The organism is Streptomyces sp. Edi2, from assembly GCF_040253635.1.
Lineage (GTDB): Bacteria > Actinomycetota > Actinomycetes > Streptomycetales > Streptomycetaceae > Streptomyces.
In genome coordinates, this window is sequence record NZ_JBEJGX010000001.1 from 50,413 (window position 1) to 68,049 (window position 17,637).

The window sequence follows — 17,637 nt, forward strand, 5'->3', positions numbered from 1 at the left end:
AGCCACCAGCCGAGACCTAACGCCCGCTCTGGATACCTGAGTTCGGCGTTTCGGACGAGTGGTGTCTCCTCGGCGCGCAGCTGTTGGAGCGCCGAGGAACATCCCGCATCAGGTGAAGCACATCTGCGAGAAGGAGAAGAGCATGGGTGAGCAGCCCAAGCAGAAGAAGAATGCTGTCGGCGTCGCCGGCTCCGTCGCGGCCTACGAGCCGCCGCGCGCGGTGCGGTCCGGGACACTGGTGTCGCTGGCTGAGGGCTCGTACTCGACGGGCCAGAGCGACGACGGTGACTACCACACCGTGAAGTGGCAGCAGGGATGACATGCACTCTTGCTGAGTGGTTCGCTGTGCTGCCGGGAAACGGCTCGGCAGCACAGCGGGCCACCGCCCGTTTCGAGGCAACCGACCCCGGCGTCCAGATCCTGGCCCGCCACGAGGGAAGGCCGTGGATCATCGGCCGCTCCACCCGTCCCCTCCTCGCGGTCCACGCGGCGGGAGTGTCCGCGGCCCTGCTCGGGACGCATGAGTGCGGTGAGCAGGAGCTGTCCGACGCGTTGACCCCGGCTGACCCGGTCGGCACCATCGCGGCGCTGATGCGCGGGGCGGGCAGCTACCACGCCGTGCTGGCCACCGGGAACAGTACCTGGGTGTGTGGGGACGTGGCCGGGATGCGGCCGGTTTTCCGGGCACAGGTCGGCGGTGCGGTGGTGTTCGGGGATCACGCTCGATTGCTGGCTGAGGCCGCCGGCACCGTGCGCATCGACCCCTCGCACCTCGTGATGCACCTGCTCGGTCCGGTCCCTCCGCTGGCGCTGGCGGAATCCGGCTCCAGCCCCTATGAGGGCGTGCGGGTGGTGCCGCCGGGCAACGTCGGGTACGTCGAGGACGGTCGTGGCGTGGCGGTGCGGCGGTGGTGGAGTGTCCCCGACGACGAACGTGCTCTGCCCGAAGCGGCGCCGGTGCTGCGGGACGCGCTGCGCCGGGCGGTGGCCGTGCGCTCCCGCGGGGAGCCGTTGGTGGGCTGCGAGTTGTCCGGAGGTGCCGACAGCACCGCACTGTCCGCCCTCGCCTACGAAGAGGTCGGTGAGCGGCTGGCCAACTTCACGCGGGCCCCCGCGGACCCGGCCAACGACGACACCGACTGGGCCCGTCTGGTGGCCGCATCTCAGCCCGGTGCCTCACACGAGACTTTCGAAGTCGGCGCTGTACCGGCTCAGTTCGCTGGCATGGACGCGCCGTTCGCGCTGGACGCACCGTCTCCCTCCGCCGCTAGCCCTCTGCGTTCGGCCTTCTGGTGGCGTCACGCCGCCGGGGCCGGAGCCAGGACACTGCTGTCGGGCAAGGGTGGAGATGAACTGACGCTCACCGCCCTGCCCTATCTGTCCTACACCCGTCGCCGCGATCGACGCACCGCCCGGCAGCATGTGAAGGGTTGGGCCGCTCTGTGGGGCTCGTCGGCGAGGCAAGTCCAGTCGCAGGCCGTGGCGCCGGAGTCGTATGCGGCGTGGCTCGCCGGGTGCCTCACGCGCCAGGACGAATCCTTCGGGTGGGAAGCCGGCCCGCACGTCCCACCGTGGCTCACCGGGGCGGCCCGCACGGCGCTGGCCGACGCAGTGAGCACGGCAGCCGCCGCCGTGGAACCGTTGCATGACCGGCCTCACCAGCACACCACGATGGCGGCGATCCGGGCACTGGCCCGCTGGAACCGGCTCCAGGCCGATGCCGCCGGCCCGTTCGGTATCCGGCTCGGCTACCCGTACGCCGACCAGCAGGTTATCGAGGCCGCGCTGTCCGCCCGCGCCGAGGCCCGCACCAGCCCGTATCAGAACAAGCCGCTCCTCACCGCGGCGATGCGCGGCATCGTGCCCGCCGCCTGCCTCGCACGGCGCACCAAGGGCGGCTACAGCACCGACACGGTGACCGCGGCCGCCGCCATGCGCCAGACGTTCGCACGCCTGCTGGATGCGGACTGCCGCCTCGCCTCGTACGGACTCATTGACGCCGAACGCCTGCGGGCGGCGCTCACCGGATGGGATCGTGCGGACGAGCGCACCGACCTGCTGCTGCATCTGACCATCATGTGCGAGATCTGGGCCCGCACCGCGGACAACCATCCCCTGCCGACTCTCGATTCCCCTGCGGAGGCACGATGCTGACCCTGGCAACCGGAGTGCGCGTGCTGACCGACCCGTCGACCGGTCACGGCACCCTGGTCAGCGCCGACGGCGACGTGTTCACGCTCAATCCCACCGCGGCAGTGGCCCTGTCCGCGCTCGCAGACGGCGGCACTGTCGCCCGCGCCGAGGAGGAACTGGCACGTCGCTGGCCCTGTGTTCCCTTTGTCTCGCTGCGCGCAGATCTCGATGCCCTCCTCGGCCAGCTCCAGGAGGCCGGCGCGGTGGAGCAGTGCCGGGTAGCCGGCTCTTGGGAGGGCACGACACGATGAGCTTCCCCGTCGCTCTGCCGCCCCGAATCCGACTTGGTTTGTGGCAGCGTGTGCTCGCCCGCGCGGCGGCGGCCCTCGCGCCTCGGATCAGCGCAACCACGCCCCGGCTGAAACGCGCCTTGGCCCGAGCCCAGCACGGGGCTCGCCCCTCCACGACCGCTGAGGCCGAGCACGCCGTCCTGGCGGTCTGCACCGCCAACCTCCACCTCGGCGGTCGCCGCGCGTGCCTGCCCCGTTCGGTGGCGGCCCTGTTGTACTGCCGCGCCCACGGCCATACCCCTGCTCTGGTGCTCGGCATCAAGCCCGGCACCACCCAGGTCCACGCCTGGTTGGAGGCTGAAGGCCGACCCGCCGGGGAACCGAGCGACCCGACCCGTACCTACACACCCCTCACCCGCTACAGCCCCCAGGAGAACACACACCGATGACCGCAATCCTCGACTGGGCCCCCAAGGCCCAAGCACTCGCCGCCGAGCTGCGGGCGAAGAACGCCATCCGCTCGGAGACGGTGGCCGCGGCCATCGAAGCAGTGCCCCGGCACATGTTCATCGCCGGGCACTACGCCGCCGGTCAGCACACGAAGATCGACCCCGAACAGCCCACCGAGGACCTGCTCCGCCTCGCCTACGCCGACCGCGGCATCATGACCCACACCCCCGCCGACGCTGCCGGTGGCTTCTCCAGCACCTCGCAGCCCTCCATCGTCGCCAAGATGCTGGAAGCCGCAGGGCTGCGGCCCGGCACGAAGGTCCTGGAGATCGGCGCCGGGACCGGATGGAACGCGGCGCTGATCGCGCAGATCACCGGTACCAGCGTCCACACCGTCGAAGCGTCCCCTCTCGTCGCCGCCGAAGCCCGAGAAGCCCTCGCCCGCACAGACAGCCAGCACGTCACCGTGCATACCGGGGACGGCTACCTCGGGCATCCGGAAGACGGCCCCTACGATCTGATCCTCGTTACGTGCGGCATCGCAGGGATCCCCCCGGCTTGGGTCGAGCAACTCGCCTCAGGCGGTGCCATCCTCGCCCCGGTCGCGCACGGCGGCCTCCACCCCCTGCTCCGCGTCACCCGCACCGGCGACGGCATGCTCGCCGGACAGCTGATGGCCAACGCCGACTTTATGAATGCCACCGGGCCTCTCTACGCCGGAGCCACCACCGCACCGGCCACCCGCGGACAACACCTCCCCGCCCCTCTCCCCTCCGCCGCCCGCCCCCACCCCATCCCGACGAGCCTGGACCCCCGCGGCTCCTACCTCGACCTGTGGATGCACCTGGCGGCCCGTGACACACGTACCACCTGCGCCGGCGCCGAGGGCACCAACGACTACACCGGATGCGCGCTCGTCGAAGAGGACACCGCGGTGTTCGTCCAGCCCGGTGGGCTCCACCCCACACCCGGCCCCACAGCACAGGCCCTTGCCGACCAGGTGGAGCAGCACGTCACAGAATGGGACCACGATGGCCGCCCCGGGCTCACTGCCTGGTCATGCTCGCTCACCCCCGCAGGAACAGCGGAACACCCTCTGCTCGCTCCGGCCAACTGGGTATCTCAGGCCAACAGCTGACCCGCAAGTCACCGTCCGGTGCCCCTGGCGTGCTCGCGCGGCGCGACAGGCTAGCGCGATGAAGCAGCACGCTGCACAAGCGCGCTCATCCAGCGTGACCAAGCGACTCGACGACCGGACGCGCTGCAGGTCATGCCGCAGCAACGCGCCGGACGTTCGAGGCTGCGACCTGGTCTGGTGAGCGCGCCGGGTTGGCGCGGTTGGTGGGCAAGTTCCGGGGCGCGGGGTGAGAGCGGCCTCGGGCAGCGCTGCTGGCGGGGGCAGCGGCCGGCGCAAGCGCTTTCCCGGGACCGAGCCCTCCGTTCGAGGGAATCTGGCCCGGTCGTCTCTGATCGGTGCGGCGGCTTGCCCTAGGGTGAGCCCAGCAGCTGACGCTGCGGGGCCTTCCAGGGTCCTTGCCGACACACTTCCAAAACCCGGCCCGGGGTGTGGCAGAAGCCCGGTGAGCGGGAATGGCATGAACTGTCGTGTGTCGTCATCTTCTGAGTCGCCGGCCGCCGGGAGCCGCCTCTCGGAGGCGCCATGACCACCGACTTCCGCCAGTTGAAGCGGCTCGCCCACTCTCTCGGGCTCACCTACCAGCAGTTGCTCGCCCGATACCACACAGACCAGGGGCACGACGCCCCACACTCACAAGCCGCCGCCTGGGCACAGCAGGAAGTCAAACGCGCCGATGATGCGCAAGCACTTCAGGAGGTCCGCGCCGGCTTCATCGATTCCCGGGTCCGCCTCTGGGCACCGGTCGCCTTCTCTCTCGCAACCGAGGTGCACACCTCCCTCGTGGCGCGCGCCGACATCGACCGTGAGGCGCTGCCCCACATCTCGCCCGGTCACTACCTCGACGCCGCCCTGCGTACCGGCCCCCGCCAACTGCCTGGGCAGCTGGCGTGCATGCGGGACTTCCTCGAAGGGCGCGGCAGCTCCCCCCTGCGGAGCAGCACCCGGATCACCTTCCGGCTGGGGACGGAGGCCCACACGGCGGTCTCATCCCTGCAGTCCGCGCTCAGAGCAGCCGGCCTCTCCCGCCAGAAAGGGTGTGTGGTGTCAGCGCTCACCGCACGCTTCCTCGACTCGCTCCCCAGAGCCCGCACGGCGAGCGAACACGAGCAGCCAGAACGGCCCACCGACGCCGACCAACGCTAAACAGGTCTCGCACCGCAGCCCGGACGCAACAGGCGCCGCGGACGGACAGGCAGCAGCATCCAGCAGGCCAGACCCGCGTCATGTGTCTTAGTGGTCGGCCTCGTAAGTCCTTCGGGGGTTGATCACGCTGCCAGCGTGACGGAGGATTCTTCTTGGCGATCGGCGGTGTGCCGGTCGAGTCTGGCCAGCAGATCGTCCAGGTCGGTGGTGGTGAACTTCCACTGGAACGGCTGTGCTGTGGCGTTGTAGCGGTCTTCGAATGCTCGGAGCCGATCCCTGACCTGGTCGAGGTCGGTGAAGTCGTTGGGCGTCACGATCTTGCGCTGCACGATGGAGAAGTAGATCTCCACCTGGTTCAGCCAGGAGGCGTGGACCGGGGTGTGCACGAGCACCGCGTTCGGGAATGCGGCGGTGAGCCTGTCGGCGGCCTTCTTGCCGCGGTGGGAGGAGCCGTTGTCGACGATCCAGAACACGCGCTTCGCACCGGCGTAGGGCTCTTGGGCCATGACGTGGGTGACCAGGTTCATGAACGGGTCGATGCCGGTACGTGGCTCGGTGCGGCCGGACACCTTCGCGGCGTGGACGTCGTAGGCGGCCAGATAGGCCAGGGCGCCGCCGCGGCCGTAGGTGTGGTTGACGCGCATCGCTCTCGCCTGGCCGGGGGCGAGGGTTGGGTGGCAGCGGCAGCGGGCCTGGACAGACGTCTTCTCGTCCGCGCTGATGACGTACTCGTCCTCGCCGAGCGGGGTGCCTTCCCAGGTGCGGGCGTACAGGTCCAGCACGCGCTGGGCCTTGGCGCGGAAGTCGGGGTCGGTGATGAAGATCCATGAGCGGTACTGCCAAGGCTTGAGCACGTCCCGGTCCAGCCAGCGGCGGACGGTGGAGGCCGACACGAACGTGGCGATGCCCCGGGCTATCGCCTCCCGGGCCAGCTCGGGCGCTGACCAGCGTGACAGCGGCGTACCGGCCTCGGCGGGTAACCGGCAGGCCAGAGCCTTGACTTCGACCACCTGCAGCGCGGTGAACGCCGGCGGGCGACCCGAGCGATCACGGTCGCCCAGGCCGCCCAGGCCCTGGTCGGCGAACCGACCGCGCCAGCACCGGACCGTGTCCAGGTGCAGGCCGGTCTCCCGGGCGATGCGCGCGTTGGAGCGTCCGCGTGCGGCCTGCAGGACGATCTGCGCGCGCATCCGCAGCCGGTACTCGGTCTTGTGGCCGTAGGCCATCAGTTTCAGCCGCCCGCGCTCGGCGGCACGCAAGGTGATCGGACGGGCAGCGGCAACAGGCAAGGCAGGCCGATCGAGAGAAGCGGATCAAGGACAGGTCGTAGCCTGCCGCATCCCGGGACCGACCCTGTCGGGCAGGATGGGCGCCATGCCCACGCCCTCGGAACACAGCCGCCTGTCCGTGGAGGCACGCCTCGGCGAGCACGCCCGCACCGCCTGGCCGCAGATCGATCAGCTGCACGTCCGCCACCGAGGAGCCTTCGCCTACGTCGAGGCCGAACTGGCCGACGGCCAACGGGTCAAGCTGATGCGCCTGCGCCATGTCGGTACCGCCGGCAGGTGGGGCTTCGCCCTCTACCTGGCCAGCAGCGACCGCTACGAGAACTCCCTGCTGCCCACCGGCAGCGCCACAGGCACCCCCACCGACGCACTCGACTGCGCCTGCCGACTCCACCTCACCGCCCCCGACATCTGACCAGACGCAGCCCACAGCACCGCCTCCGCAGTCAACCCCCGAAGGACTTACGGGGCCGACCACTTAGTGAGCAGGCATGATGGCTCTCATGGCGCAGGAAGAGGCTCACACACCGCTGCTGTCCCCGGGCTTTGCCCGTCGGCGGTTCACCCTGGCCACGTGGGGGTCAGCAGCGGGGTACCCGCTGCTGACCCTTGGCCTGAGCCCGGTGATGATGTGGCTGACCGGCACAGACACGGACGCCCTGACCGGGGCCGAAGGGACTGCAGCCCTGATACCCCTTTTCGGATTCGTGCTGTATCTGGCACGGGGAGCAGCCCACACGGTCCGCTCAGAACAGCGAGAGCTGGCGGGCAAGGCCCGCACCCTGGCATCCGCAGCCCAAGGGGACGATCGCTTCGAAGTGGAAACCAGGGCCTACCACTTCGGCATCACGCTGACAGCAGTCTCCAGCGCCTTCAACACGAGGATCCTTCCGCGCCGAGTGGCTGCCGACTTCGCGCGCAGGGTCCTTGGCGAGGCGAAGACCGACGGGCTGAGCCCCGAGACTCTGCGCGTGGTCCAGGACCTCGGACGCATGGAGCTGTAGGCCGGCACCTCGGTGAACGTCCCCTACCCCTCGGCCATCACGGACCAGGAGCGCGAAAACCTCCCGGAACCAGCGGCCAGGACACAGGCCAGAGCACCGTTTCGAGTGCCATCTCGAAGGCGGGCCAACGTGCCGATGTCAGGGCGTACGTGGCCGCGGAGAAGACGACCGACGACGGATACAGGTTCCCCTGAGCTCAACCCGGGCCGACCTCCTCCCGGTTACACCGCGGCCGGTTGGACTGAGCACTTCGGGCGAAGGTGACCCCGGCGCTCGCTCACCCGCCCCGGCACCAGACGCCGACCCGGCTCGAAGAACCGCCGACACGGTCGGGGTGATCGCTACGGTCGCAGGGGAGCCGCTGTTGCGGGCGTTGGGCTTGAGGTAAGCCCTGAACACACCGCGCCCCGAGCGCTGGAACACTCGGGGCGCAGGCGATCTCCCACGGACGGACCCTGGCTGCGTCGAAGCGAAGTCCGGGTCCGACCCATCGCCAGACCGTAGCTGCAACGCTGGGCTGGCGCAGGCATGCTCCCCGCGCGTGGACGCCACGACGAGGTCGTAGACCAGTCAGGCCAACCTCACCAGAACGCCAGCCAAACGCGGACAGCGCCCCGGGCGGGCCTGGGGTCCAGACGCACAGCGACGTCCGGCGCCAGCAGCGCGGCCGGGCACCCCACGCTGCGCCGAAGGCGGCGAACAATCCCGAACAACTCGCCCACCAGAAGTGATGAGCAACTGCAGAGGGGCAATCGTGCGTTCACCGGCAGCCTAGGCCAGGGCGGGGCGGTCGTACGGCGGGGCCCGGCCGCTCGAGAAACGAGGATCGCTGCCGAACGGTGCGGGCGGCCGACTGAGCGGCTCCGCCGTGCCGTCGGCCTGGTCGGCGCCGGCGCACAGGACCTTCTCGATGTCGGCGGCGGAGGGGGCCGGGCCGAGCGCCGCGCACGCCCGCTGGTCCAGGCCAGCGGCCCGCTCGGGGGCAGAACCTCAAAACACATGCGCGACGCTTAAAATTTGACTTCCGTAGCTTAAAAGGGTAAATTTGTGACTATTCCCGGTGTATAGCCTTGGAGGACAGTCATGACCACCGACCTCATCGCTCCCATCACGACCGTGGACGACTCGCCCTGGCTCGGCAAGGACGTCACCGACCACCTCGGCCGCCCCGCCACCGTCCGCCGCGTCTACGACGTCCGAGGCCAGCACGTCACCGTCCTCACCTCCACCCTGCCCGCCAGCAACGGCGGTGAGGCCACCTGCGGCGAGCACGTCGACCTCCTGTCCGCCGACGGCCAGCCCCCGGCCTTCCCCGACTTCCAGGACAGGTTCGCCGAGCTCGTCCGCCTCGAAGAGGCCCTGTACAGCGCCGACGCCACAAGCGAGGACGCCGCTCGCTTCCGCGCCGCCGACCAGGCTCTCAAGCCCTACCGGGAGGCCCGGCGCCATCTCCGGCAGGCCCTGATCCAGCAGGCGCAGCCCGGCGACCGCGTCTACCTCACCGGCAAGGACTGGTACGCCACCATCATCGACGCCGACCTCGACGCCGACGCCGACGCCGACAGCGATCTTCCCCGGTTGTCCATGCGTGTCCGTCTCGACGACGCCGCCCTCCACGACGATCCGTACCTCCTGAAGTCCCACCCCGACGGCATCATCGAATACAGCACCCTCAAAATGTGGCCCACCCTCAACCTCATCTGACAGCAGGACCCACAGCACACGGCGAACCCCACCCACCGGAGACGGGCCCCACAGTAGAGGTGAGCAGCTCCTCGGCGACGGCAGCACGTTCGACCGGGACGCGGCGGAAGCGGGCGGCGGCGTGCTCGGCGTCGACCGCACCGGCCAGCAGGCCCTCGACCACGGCGATCCAGTCGCCGTCGCGCTGCAACAGGGACGCCGAGCAAGCCCAGGCGGCCGCCAGGCGCAGCGTCCACATCCCGCCGTGAATGCGTCACTCTCGTCAGCCAGGCGGCCGACGGCCTCCCATGCGAGCACGACGCCGGGGCGGGCTACCGGCCATCCGGGGGCGGGCCACCTCGGGGGGCGATGTCGGACCCGGCCAGCGCGGCTAGGCAGCGGCACCAACAACTCCCGTGCAGCGGACAAGTCTTGGCCATAGACGGCGGCCCGGCCGGGGCGACCCATCAGGGGGCCCTCGCCGGGGTGTCGGCCAATCCACCGCCGCACCCATGCAGGGCGCGGCGCCGCCCTCATAGCCCTGCGCTGCCAGTGGCCGAATCACGTCCCTCCCAGCTCCAGCTTTCACGCCAGGAATCACATTTGACATGTTGGGGATGATTGGCTAAATTACCTACTAGGCGTTGCGGGGAGGTGCCCCCCGCCGGCCGCCGCGGCGTCGCAGCCGCCCTCTGAATGGCCCCCATGTCCCTGCCTCACCTAGGAGCTGAGCCATGTCGATCGACCGGATACCCCTGAACACCAACGGCCACGATCTCCTGCCCAAGCGCGCCGACAAGGTGATGGTCTTCGCCGAGCCCGGCGAGGAGCCGTTTGTGGCGGGCGTCCGCTGGCGCTGCGCCACCTGCGACGAACCGCCCACGTACGTAGTGCGTGACGGCACCGTTCACGTCCAGGACCCATGCCCCTACCCGAACGGCATCACCACGGAGATCACCCTCGACGTGCCGTCTGGAAAGCTGATCGTCACCGACGACCTGCGCGACGTCTACGACGTCGACTTCCACGCAGGCGCCTCCTACGGCACTGCCCTCGGAGAGGCGCAGGTCATCAAGGCCATGGCGGCGCTCGGCTGCGCCTACGGCCCCGTGGGCAACACCAGCCCCGGCCTGTACCGCACGCAGGAGAAGGACAGCTACGTCATCGCCTCCCCGACCCTCGACGACAACGACATCCCCTCCCTGCCGAAGGAGGACCGCCTGGCGCAGATCGACACCGCGCTGTGGGCATACTCGATCGCCGACTACGAGGGTTGGAAGGCCAAGGGCGGCGCCCCAGGACAGAAGCTGCTCGGCGAATACACCGTCGTCGACGTCACACCGGGCACCTACAAGTTCAGCCACCACACCGGCGAGCGCGGTTTCGACAAGTACGCCGCCGACACCGTGGCCTTCGCGCACCTTCAGCGCGTCTCCCCGTCCCCCCGCTCCTGACTGAGCACCCCGGCCCCGCCCCCTCGCGACGTGATGCCGCAAAGGGGGCCGCAGCCATGTGCGACCCGGACGCGCCAGCCCGGCAGCCAGGTCAACATCGCGGCGGTCAGCTCGGCGTCGCGGCGCACCAGCCCCCACCACACCCGGAACGCACGGAACCAGCAACTTCCGGGCAGCCGCGAGGAGCTCGCTGTAGAGGCGGGCGGCGCGGGCGAGGCCGGCGGCACCGCCATGCAGGGCATTAGAGATCTTCCGCAGACCGCGCCCACACGTCCATGGCCCCCTCCCACACCGCCCCGCAGGACGGCGTCTAACAGTTCCGGACGCCGCCAGACGCTGCCGGACAATTTCCGATGCGTCGGACAGCCAGCGCGGCCGGGCGGATCGCGCGCGGACTGCGGAACGGGACGTCTTCAGCAGCTGTGACACGCGCGGCGAGGCGGCACCGCGGCGGCGACCGGGCCGGCGGCGATGATGCGGTGGAGGACCAGGGCGTAGCCGTCGGCGCTGGCGGCGAACAGCGGGCAGCCCACAACAGCCCCGGCGCCGGGAGAGGTGCTCTGTCGCAGTCGCCCTGCTGCCCTACCGGCCACCGATTGACCGGATCACCTCTGCCGCCTCCCGGTCGCTGCGCAAGGACAGCTCGGTCGCGAGGGCGGACAGCTTTCCGGCCATCACCATCAGCAGGCTTGGCAGGATGCACTCCCCATCGGATCCGGCCTCAGCGATCCGCGCGTAGGACTTCCCCAGCTCAACGGAGAATTCGGCCTCCAGGCCAGCACCTTCCTCCTGCGGGGACCTCGACGCGGGGAGGGTGAGGTGTTCCATCCCGCGGTCGGTCATCAGGTAGGCCAGGCGAACACATTCCTGATCGAGAACGGTCATGTCGATGTACACGCGGGACCCCTTCGCGATAGTGCAGGTGTCCTACATAACAGACAGCATCGACAAACCGTACGATCTGTCCTTCGGGGCACGCCCCGTGGCGTCCCGGTGAGCGCAGCGGCTGGGCGCGTACTCGTGTCCGTCGCGCGGACCGGGCCTGCTCAGGTACCCCACCGCAGGACCGACTACGAGCACAGCACGGCCTACGGCGCGAAGGCATTGCGGGCGCCGCAACACCCCACCCAGCGGCCAGAGTCCGGCCAGGCACCCCGGCGGTCCCAGTCACCTGACAGGCGGGCGGTGCCGGGCTCAACGTCCCCCGGCGCAGAGCGCGATGCGGCGCAGGCGCTGGGCGGCTCCGGCCAGCAGGGGCGGAAGGCACCCCGACGTCCCCGCCAGGTGACGGGCGGCGCCAGGTACCAGCGAGCAGGCCGGGGCCGCCGGACACCGAGCTCAACGGTGTCCGGCGGACGACGGGGCGGAAGGCGGGGAGCGGGCGCCCTTCTGGGCCGGCCCGGTATGGCCGGTACGGCGCAGAAGGGGCGCGGCCGCCCGTACATGGCGGCCGCACCACGCCGGCGCACCCGCGGCGCCCGAGCGGAACGAGCAGACGCCGGCCGCCCGCTCCCACCCCTACGTCCTGTTTCCCGTCCAGTCGGAGCCGTGAGCCACGCCGTACGCGCTGGCCGGGCGCCCCTGGGTGCTTCGGTGTGCGCCGGTCAGGCGCAGCGGGCAGCCGGTCGAGGAGGTCGCGAACAGCCGGCGCCCCGCGGCGACGTCGCCGGCAGCCGCCGCATTCCCGGGCTCGCGGTGGCCACGGGGTGCGAACAACTCCCCCACCACCGCCGTAGCTTGGCGGACGGCGCGGCGAGGCTGCGGTGGAGAGCCGGCCCGGTCATGCCGGGGCGGGCACGACGCCGCCCTGGCGCGGAGGCAGAAGCCGGGACACCGGGTCATGGGCGGGCGCGGCGCTACGGAGCTCGGCGGCGGGCCGCGGTATGTCCGGCCGCCGGCGACGCACTGTCACGCCGCATCCCGCGAAACGGGACGGAATCGCTCGACCGACAGCGGCAACAGGCGGACGGGGCCGGGACCGACGGACGGCCGGACGCCGCGAGGCGGGCCGGTAGACGGACAGCCAGTGGCGCGGTCCAACGGGCGAGCTGCGGCCTAAGGCTGCGGTTCACCTGACCGCACGGGCCATCTACGGGTGGGCGTGCTGCTGGTCCTCGGCCAGGGCAAGCTGGGCGTAGGCCAGGAGCAGATAAGGCCGGCCGGTTGCAGCTCCACGGCCGGGGACTGTGCCCTCGGCGGTGACGCCGGCCAGGAACTCAGTGGCGGCTCGCAGGCACTGAGAGGCGATCGTGAGCCGCAACTGCGCCCCGGCGTCTTCGTAGTGGGCGCCGGTCACCTTGCACTCGACGAGCTCGGCGACGGTACGAGCACCCAGCTCCAGGAGCTCGCGGTCGGCAGACGGCTGCCCGGGCCGGGCCAACTGGTCGTGGGCCCGGCGCAGATACTCTCCGCCCAGGAGAACACCCACACTGGGGGTCGGCCCCGTCTCGGGGTCGGTGGTGACCGAGGACAGGAAACCGGCGGCGGCCTGCAGGCACTGCGTGGCCATAGTGAGCAGCAGCTGCGCCCCGCGGTCCTCGTAGTGGGCGCAGGTCACCTCGCGCTCGACGAGACCGGCGACGGTACGAGCACCCGATTCCAGGAGCTCGCGGCCGGCTGCCACCGGAATGGGATCGGGCACGGTGCACTCCTCGGTCGCCGACAGTCGCCTGACAGTGCACGACCCTAGCGGCCGCACGACCGTGCACACTCCGGTTCCCGGATCGCGTCGGCGGCGGGCCTGCCGCCGACGCGTTCCTCCCCGCGTGCCAGGCCCTGCCGCGGCTCCGGTCGACGACGGCGCCGTGCACCGGCCCGGCGGAGCACTCTGGCCCGGCCCGACGCGGAGCCGCGAGCTGCGCCGGAGAAGGCCAGCCGAGCACGGGGCGGGCGGGACCCGCAGGCGTGTCAGCGCGCGGCGCACGGCGGCGTTGCCGGGCCCGAAAAGGCGGGGGCGCAGGCCCGCGGGGCGGGGGGCAGTGCCCCGCCGACGCGCAGGCCAGGCGCAGCAGGGCGGCGCGGAGCGCACGGCAAGCGCGTACCAGGACCGACACCGACGTTGATCAGCTCTGCGCGCCCCCGCGCTTGTGCGGTTCGCGGTCAGCCGCCCCCTGCATATTGGTGATCAAGGCGTCGATGGCATGGCTTCGCGCCTGCTGGTAGAGGGCGATGGCGCGGCGGGCCTCGTTGTCGAACTCGTGCTGCGCAGCCGCGAGGTGGACCAGCACGGCCGCGCGTCGGCGGTGGCAGTCGAGCACAAGCTGCGGGTCAGGGTGCCCGTCGCGCGCCTGGTCGAGAAGGTCGGCGGCCTCGTCTCCCAGGCGCGCCAGCTCTTGCACCGCGGCGGTCAGAGTGACCCCGCCCGCAAATGCGGGGACGGGCTGCGCGAACAGACCAGACCAGTCATGGTTGTAGCGCTCCTTGGCCACGTCGGGCCTCCTCTGCGATGAGACGGTTTCCCTGGCAGCGTCCTACAGCTCCGAGCTCGGCGTAGCCGCTTCAGCTCAGACCCCCCACACGTGGTCCCGCTTCGCTACTCTGCGCCGGACGGGGCGTCCGCCGGCGAGCGCCGTGCGGGCGCCCCGGCGCAGCGGAGCGTTCCCCTTTCGTCTTCGGTGAGAAGCTATTTCCGAAACCCGGCAGGTCACCCGTCTTCCTCGCAGTCGTGATCGGACTCGACTACAGCCCCGTCTTCGAACGCGGCCTCACCGCGCCATCCGCAGTCGCTGCACTCGGCCTGTGCCGTCCAATGCACATCCGCTATCTCTTCCCTACCTTCCTCTCGGCTCGGGTGCCGCATACATCTCAGCGCTTCCGTTCGCGGAGGGGCACCGTGTGGCTTTGGATGCGAGAACCACAGCGTTTGTACGCGGGATCGGGGCGGCGCCAGTCTCGGCACCGCACGGCGTTGCCCCTCGGCGCCTGCTGCGCCCAGGCCCCGAGGTACAGCAACCTCCAGCACCAGCGGCGGACTCGGGCCGGCACCGGTGCCAAGGCACCCTCACGCTACCCATCGGCGGCCAGGGCTCCCCTCACACGCTGTCCAGGCGTCCAACAGCCCCGGGCGGCCCTTTGCCGCGCGCCCTCCGGGCGAGCGGCAGCCCGATGGGGTGCGCGCCGCCTGCAGCACATCTTCGGCCCGAGCCCTACCAGCCGCGGGCGCGGGCGGTGTACTGGTCCCACGCCCACTGGAGGTGTCTGGTGTGCCGCCGGTGGTAGCCGCACGTCCGGCAGCGGGATGCCGCGGTCCGCCGCGGCGTGAACGCGTGCACGGGGTCGAGCCACTGGCCCTCGGCCTGGACATGCTCGGCGCGGTGCCGCCCGCAGCCCCCAAACCCGCAAATCCAGTAACCGGATGGCTGCACTCGCCCTTCACGGAACCAGTGCGCGGTGACCAGCGGTGTTCGGGCAAGGCTCATGGTCAAGACCCTACCGACGGCTCCGGGCCCGGTTCATGAACGGGTCCGCACGGTCAGCAGACTGCCGGCGCCAAGGCCCAGCCCGCCACGTTCCCGCACGGCGCCAACGAGATCTTGGCGACGGCCGGCTGAGGGCGCGCGCCGCCGCCACCGCTGGCCTGGACATCCGTGTGTGCGAGGACCTGACCGGCGCGAACGGCACCGGGGACGACCACCCCAGTCTCCGCTGACCATCACGAGGGGGCGGCGGTCCTAGGCAGTGGGGAGGCGGCCTCAGGTCATCGCAGGCATGAGGGCAATGAGGCCCTCGGTAACCGGGCCCCCGGCTCTGAGATCACGCATCAGGGCCTTCTTCCCCCGATGTGTGGTGATGAACTGGGCGAACCGCTCGGTAAAAACACGCGTGGTGCCGTCTCGGTCGGCCAGGGCCGCCAGGTCGCCCAGGAGAACTACGACTTCCGCGTAGTGGCGAGTCCCGCGCCTCGCGAGCAGCTCTCCCACACGCGTCCATGCGGCCTCGGGATCGCGCTGCAGGTCAGCCAGACGCCGGTTCTGAGCCTCCCGTGCCTGGCTGGCCTCCCGTTCGCGTTGTTCAGCTTCCTGACGATTCTGGTGAGCATTTCGCATCGCCCTCTGGGCGGGGACTGCAGCTCGGAGTTCGGCAACCGTGCGGAGTACGGGTGCGTGGCTGGCGGCCGGTTGAGCCTCCAGGAACCGACGGCGCAGTCCAGGCAGGGCCTGGGAATCGCCATGGAGCAGGTGAGCGAGGAGAGTGTCCTTCTCTGCTACGTCGAGGGTGGCAATCCAAGCGCGGTGGGCGGCGAGGGAGGGGCCAGCCATGGGCTTGGGTGAGTGCCAGGCCGCGGCCGCGATGAGGTCTACGTCAATGCGCAGGAACGAGGCGAGGTCGGCCAGTGGCTCGGGCATGTGGGCCAGGCCCGGCGGCACCACGGGCTCAAGGTCGTCGTCGTCGAGCTCGCCATTGTGCAGGCGCAACAACCAAGCGAGGTACAGGAGACGGAGGTCTCCATCAGCGACCTGGTGGCGGGCGCAGGCGATGGAGGGCAGCCACTGCTCGTCCCTGTTCCCGCCCTCGTCGGGACTGAAGAGATCGTGGAAGTCCTCGGTTTCATCGTCCGGGTCGGACTCCAGGGTGATCAGGACGTGTCCCCCGCACTCCCTGCTGGTCGCCGAACCCCCGGCGCAGTACATCTCGGCGACTTCCAGAGGGAGGGTGGTGGCTGGCCAGCGCAGGATCACCTGACGGGTGCCCCAGTTCGCGAAGTACAGGTGGGCGTCGTAGTGGGTTTCCACCAGTACCTGCGGGTCGCCCTTGAAGTCGCCCCAGCCGTAGGTATTCACAAAGCTGTGCCGGGTGAGGCGGGCGCGCGTGGTCAACGCGCGGATCTCCGCGAGCTGCTCGTCGGTCAACGGCGCATCGACCACGAACTGATAGTGCTGGTACTCCGACACTCCGTAGTCCTCCGATCGCCAGTCCGCTCCCAGCCAAGTCGTATCAGAACCGCATTGCCGGTGCGCCGGGAACTGCCTGCGGTTCACGGAGACGAAGCGGTATTCGCCTGACCCGCGCCCGTAGGCCGCCGAGTTGTGGTGTCGTGATCGCGGACTACCGCGCCACACGAGAGGGGGCCGGCATGGGCCGGACAACAACGGACCAGGAGGAGCAGGGCGCGGGTGCCAGCCGCCCGGCGGGGACCAGGTTCCTCGACACCAGCACGGCGGCCGACGCCCGTATCTACGACTGGTTCCTGGGCGGCGTGGACAACTACGAGCCGGACCGGGTGGCATGCCGGGACCTGCTGGCCGTCGCGCCTGGTGCCCAGCAAGCGGCCCGCGCGAACCGGGCCTTCCTGATCCGTGCCGTGCGCCATCTGGCGGGCGAGTGCGGTGTCGTCCAGTTCATCGACTTCGGGTGCGGCCTACCCACGGACGTCAACGTGCACGACGTCGCTCAGGGGACCCGCCCCGGCGCCCGAGTCGTCTATGTCGACCACGACCCGGTGGTCCTGGCCCACGCCCGGACGTCCCTGGACGACAACGAGCACACCATGGTGGTGGACTGCGACGTACGGGAGCCTGGCCCAGTCAGGCAGGCCACCGACGGCTTCCTCGACTGGGCCCAGCCGATCGCCGCGCTGTTCTGCGCGGTCCTGGACTGCCTGCCGGACACCGGCGACGGTCGTAACCCCAAGGGGGTGCTGCGGTCCGTCGTCAGCGACCTTTCGCCCGGCAGCCATGTAGTGGTCTCCCACCGGGTCAGTGACGACCCTGCGGTCCGGCGGGGCATCACTGCGGTCATGCACGAAGCCGTGGGCCGGTGGGGAGCAGTGAGGGAGGCCCAGGACGTCCGTAGCCTCTTCGACGGCCTGGAGGCCGAGTTCCCCGGGATCGGTGACGTGGCCGACTGGCAGCCAGGGCGTATTCCCCCGCCACCGCAGGAACTGCGGCCGGCGGGTGGCGGGTACTGGAGCGGCATCGGCCTCGTCCCGGCCCCGCCAGGAGCGGAGAAGTAGCTCGCCGGGCCGTGTGCCCGGTGCCCTACGCGTCCGGGTCCGGGCCTCTTGCTCCATCATCCAGCAGACCGCCGCCGGGAGAGCGCAGCGCGACGTTCCACAAG

18 protein-coding genes are annotated in these 17,637 nt (G+C 70.6%); 11 read left to right on the plus strand and 7 right to left on the minus strand.

What is annotated here, in order from left to right; genetic code table 11:
• Nucleotides 1–142: 142 nt before the first annotated feature.
• The 6 genes from ABR737_RS00340 to ABR737_RS00365 all read left to right on the plus strand — a co-directional run bounded on the left by ABR737_RS00340 (nucleotide 143) and on the right by ABR737_RS00365 (nucleotide 5,154).
• Nucleotides 143–319 carry a hypothetical protein gene (locus ABR737_RS00340; RefSeq protein ID WP_350248108.1) on the plus strand — a complete coding sequence of 59 codons (177 nt, stop codon included), beginning with the start codon at nucleotides 143–145 and terminating at the stop codon, nucleotides 317–319.
• Nucleotides 316–2,154 carry an asparagine synthase-related protein gene (locus ABR737_RS00345; RefSeq protein WP_350248109.1) on the plus strand — a complete coding sequence of 613 codons (1,839 nt, stop codon included), beginning with the start codon at nucleotides 316–318 and terminating at the stop codon, nucleotides 2,152–2,154. The genes ABR737_RS00340 and ABR737_RS00345 overlap by 4 nt, the downstream gene beginning before the upstream one ends.
• Nucleotides 2,148–2,444: a PqqD family peptide modification chaperone gene (locus tag ABR737_RS00350; protein ID WP_350248110.1), complete on the plus strand. Its 297-nt coding sequence runs from the start codon at nucleotides 2,148–2,150 to the stop codon at nucleotides 2,442–2,444. The genes ABR737_RS00345 and ABR737_RS00350 overlap by 7 nt, the downstream gene beginning before the upstream one ends.
• Nucleotides 2,441–2,872, plus strand: a complete 432-nt coding sequence (locus ABR737_RS00355; RefSeq protein WP_350248111.1) for a lasso peptide biosynthesis B2 protein — start codon at nucleotides 2,441–2,443, stop codon at nucleotides 2,870–2,872. The genes ABR737_RS00350 and ABR737_RS00355 overlap by 4 nt, the downstream gene beginning before the upstream one ends.
• A complete protein-coding gene (locus ABR737_RS00360; protein WP_350248112.1) occupies nucleotides 2,869–4,011 on the plus strand; it encodes a protein-L-isoaspartate O-methyltransferase family protein in 1,143 nt (380 codons plus the stop codon). Before ABR737_RS00355 ends, ABR737_RS00360 begins: the two co-directional genes overlap by 4 nt.
• 522 nt (nucleotides 4,012–4,533) lie before the next feature.
• Nucleotides 4,534–5,154, plus strand: coding sequence for a hypothetical protein (locus ABR737_RS00365; RefSeq protein WP_350248113.1), 621 nt, complete (start codon nucleotides 4,534–4,536; stop codon nucleotides 5,152–5,154).
• A gap of 122 nt (nucleotides 5,155–5,276) precedes the next feature.
• Here ABR737_RS00365 and ABR737_RS00370 read toward each other — a convergent pair whose 3' ends face one another.
• Nucleotides 5,277–6,443 carry an IS630 family transposase gene (locus tag ABR737_RS00370; RefSeq protein WP_350248114.1) on the minus strand — a complete coding sequence of 389 codons (1,167 nt, stop codon included), beginning with the start codon at nucleotides 6,441–6,443 and terminating at the stop codon, nucleotides 5,277–5,279.
• A gap of 85 nt (nucleotides 6,444–6,528) precedes the next feature.
• Between ABR737_RS00370 and ABR737_RS00375 the strand changes: the two genes are divergently transcribed.
• The 3 genes from ABR737_RS00375 to ABR737_RS00385 all read left to right on the plus strand — a co-directional run bounded on the left by ABR737_RS00375 (nucleotide 6,529) and on the right by ABR737_RS00385 (nucleotide 9,148).
• Nucleotides 6,529–6,855, plus strand: a complete 327-nt coding sequence (locus tag ABR737_RS00375) for a hypothetical protein (RefSeq protein WP_350248115.1) — start codon at nucleotides 6,529–6,531, stop codon at nucleotides 6,853–6,855.
• Nucleotides 6,856–6,943: 88 nt separating this feature from the next.
• A complete protein-coding gene (locus ABR737_RS00380; protein ID WP_350248116.1) occupies nucleotides 6,944–7,444 on the plus strand; it encodes a hypothetical protein in 501 nt (166 codons plus the stop codon).
• A gap of 1,083 nt (nucleotides 7,445–8,527) precedes the next feature.
• The gene (locus ABR737_RS00385; RefSeq protein ID WP_350248117.1) at nucleotides 8,528–9,148 is read left to right on the plus strand and encodes a hypothetical protein; all 621 of its coding nucleotides are present in this window, start codon (nucleotides 8,528–8,530) and stop codon (nucleotides 9,146–9,148) included.
• Here the strand turns inward: ABR737_RS00385 and ABR737_RS00390 are convergent.
• Nucleotides 9,141–9,386, minus strand: coding sequence for a hypothetical protein (locus tag ABR737_RS00390; protein WP_350248118.1), 246 nt, complete (start codon nucleotides 9,384–9,386; stop codon nucleotides 9,141–9,143). The two genes, ABR737_RS00385 and ABR737_RS00390, sit on opposite strands and share 8 nt — an antisense overlap.
• 475 nt (nucleotides 9,387–9,861) lie before the next feature.
• Here ABR737_RS00390 and ABR737_RS00395 point away from each other — a divergent pair, with 475 nt between their 5' ends.
• A complete protein-coding gene (locus tag ABR737_RS00395; protein ID WP_350248119.1) occupies nucleotides 9,862–10,581 on the plus strand; it encodes a hypothetical protein in 720 nt (239 codons plus the stop codon).
• Nucleotides 10,582–11,163: 582 nt separating this feature from the next.
• Here the strand turns inward: ABR737_RS00395 and ABR737_RS00400 are convergent.
• The 5 genes from ABR737_RS00400 to ABR737_RS00420 all read right to left on the minus strand — a co-directional run bounded on the left by ABR737_RS00400 (nucleotide 11,164) and on the right by ABR737_RS00420 (nucleotide 16,472).
• Nucleotides 11,164–11,478 (minus strand): hypothetical protein, encoded by a 315-nt coding sequence (locus tag ABR737_RS00400; protein WP_350248120.1) that lies wholly within the window; start codon nucleotides 11,476–11,478, stop codon nucleotides 11,164–11,166.
• A gap of 1,192 nt (nucleotides 11,479–12,670) precedes the next feature.
• A complete protein-coding gene (locus tag ABR737_RS00405; protein ID WP_350248121.1) occupies nucleotides 12,671–13,222 on the minus strand; it encodes a hypothetical protein in 552 nt (183 codons plus the stop codon).
• A 421-nt stretch (nucleotides 13,223–13,643) separates the two neighbouring features.
• Nucleotides 13,644–14,009: a hypothetical protein gene (locus tag ABR737_RS00410; RefSeq protein WP_350248122.1), complete on the minus strand. Its 366-nt coding sequence runs from the start codon at nucleotides 14,007–14,009 to the stop codon at nucleotides 13,644–13,646.
• 717 nt (nucleotides 14,010–14,726) lie between these two features.
• Nucleotides 14,727–14,999 carry a hypothetical protein gene (locus ABR737_RS00415; RefSeq protein WP_350248123.1) on the minus strand — a complete coding sequence of 91 codons (273 nt, stop codon included), beginning with the start codon at nucleotides 14,997–14,999 and terminating at the stop codon, nucleotides 14,727–14,729.
• A 273-nt stretch (nucleotides 15,000–15,272) separates the two neighbouring features.
• Nucleotides 15,273–16,472: a hypothetical protein gene (locus ABR737_RS00420; protein ID WP_350248124.1), complete on the minus strand. Its 1,200-nt coding sequence runs from the start codon at nucleotides 16,470–16,472 to the stop codon at nucleotides 15,273–15,275.
• A gap of 182 nt (nucleotides 16,473–16,654) precedes the next feature.
• Here ABR737_RS00420 and ABR737_RS00425 point away from each other — a divergent pair, with 182 nt between their 5' ends.
• Entirely contained in the window at nucleotides 16,655–17,533 is an 879-nt protein-coding gene (locus ABR737_RS00425; RefSeq protein WP_350248125.1) for an SAM-dependent methyltransferase, read from the plus strand.
• The last annotated feature ends 104 nt before the right edge of the window (nucleotides 17,534–17,637 follow it).